This is a genomic window from Mesorhizobium sp. M7A.F.Ca.ET.027.03.2.1 (assembly GCF_003999175.1).
GTDB lineage: Bacteria > Pseudomonadota > Alphaproteobacteria > Rhizobiales > Rhizobiaceae > Mesorhizobium.
Genome location: NZ_RZOM01001291.1, coordinates 1 through 1486, shown reverse-complemented (window position 1 = coordinate 1486; position 1486 = coordinate 1). Strand labels below are relative to the sequence as shown.

General features: G+C 65.7%; 2 protein-coding genes. Both read right to left on the bottom strand.

Annotation, left to right across the window (positions count from 1 at the left end):
• Positions 1 to 521, bottom strand: a 521-nt coding sequence (locus EN750_RS33955) for an aminotransferase class I/II-fold pyridoxal phosphate-dependent enzyme (RefSeq protein WP_127399249.1), incomplete at its 3' end; no start/stop codon positions are given.
• Complete coding sequence (locus tag EN750_RS33950) at positions 514 to 1419, bottom strand: homocysteine S-methyltransferase family protein (RefSeq protein WP_127399248.1); 906 nt, start codon at positions 1417 to 1419, stop codon at positions 514 to 516. The genes EN750_RS33950 and EN750_RS33955, both read right to left, overlap by 8 nt.
• Between the last annotated feature and the right edge of the window lie 67 nt (positions 1420 to 1486).

The window sequence follows — 1486 nt, the reverse complement described above, 5'->3', positions numbered from 1 at the left end:
GTGTTGATCAGGATGGCGCGCGTGTTCGGCCGGATTGCCGCGCGGATCATGTCGGCACGTGGCTGGAAGCCATCCTCGGCCGGTGTCTCGACGACTGTGAAGTCAGCGCCCGCGGCGCTGAACGTGTTGGGATAGGTGGCGTAGTAGGGCGCCACGACGATGGCGTGGTCGCCCTGGTCGAGCACGCCCTGCACAGCGGCGTAGAGTGCGGCCTGTCCGCCCGGCGTGGCGATCACCTGATCCGGCGACGTCTCGACCCCGGTGCAGGCGCTCGAGGCCGCCGCCATCGCCTTGCGCAGGCGCGGCAGGCCGGGAAGCGGGGTGTAGTGATGATTGCTGCCGCGAACCGCGGTCACACAGGCTTCGATCGTCTGCGAAGGCGTGTCGAAATCATGGTCACCGACCGACAGCATGATGATGTCTTCGCCGGCCTCCTTGCGCGTCCAGGCGGCGAAATGGACTTCCCAGCCGTCCTTGCCCGAAGGCACGATGCCGGAAATGCGCGATGATGGTCTAGGCATGCAAAACTCCCGAAATTTCGTAGCCGGCCTGTTCGAGCCGGTCGCGCAGAGCGGCGATGTGCGGTGGTCCGACTTCGCAGCAGCCGCCAACGATGCTTGCCCCAGCCTCGACCCAGCCGATCGCCTGGTCGGCATAGGCATCCGGGCCAAGGTCGTGACGAGCGTGCAGCACATCGACGGTGCCGCCGTGCTTGAGTGCTTCGGTTGACGTGAAGCCATTGGCGTAGGCGCCGACCGGGCCGCCGAGGTCGATCAGTTCAGGCAAAGCCGCGGCGATTGCTTCCGGCCGGCAGCAATTGACCAGCCGCGCGGCGACTGCCAGGCCGTCGAGCGCGCTTGCCGCGGTGGCTATTGCTTCGCCGCTGCGCAGCCGCGGCTTGCCGTGGTCGGCCAGCGTCCACGACACCCATACCGGCTTGCCGCTTTCCGATGCCGCGGTGACCGCCGCGCGGGCTTCGTCCGCCGACGCCATGGTTTCACACAGGAACAGGTCGACGCCATCGGCCTGCTCGGCAACGATGCGGCGGTAAATATCGAGCGTGGCCTCGAAGGAAATGGTCAGTGCCGGTGCATAGCTGCCGAAAAGCGGCGATAGGCAGCCGGCGATGGCTGCATCGCCGGCCTCGTCGCGGGCCTGCCTGGCCAATTCGATGCCGCGCTTCTGCAACGGCTTGAAAAGGTCTTCCGCACCTTCACGCGCCAGGCGTTCGGGCGTTGCCGAATAAGTGTTGATGGTGATGACGCGAGCGCCGGCGCGAATGAATTCCGCGTGCAGGTCGCGCACCAGATCAGGTTCGTCGATCAGCACCCTGGCCGACCATAGCGGCGTCGGCTCGGATTTGCTGCGGCGGACCAGTTCCTGGCCCATGCCGCCATCGGTGAGGATGATTTTCTTCATGCGCGCAGCCTTTCGTTCTTCGGATCCCACAGCGGTTCATCCTTCTGCACGATCGCCTTAAAGCGGT

Coding starts and splice junctions, on each gene's coding strand:
- EN750_RS33950 (WP_127399248.1), bottom strand. CDS start 1,419: ATGAAGAAAATCATCCTCACCGATGGCGGCATGGGCCAGGAACTGGTC.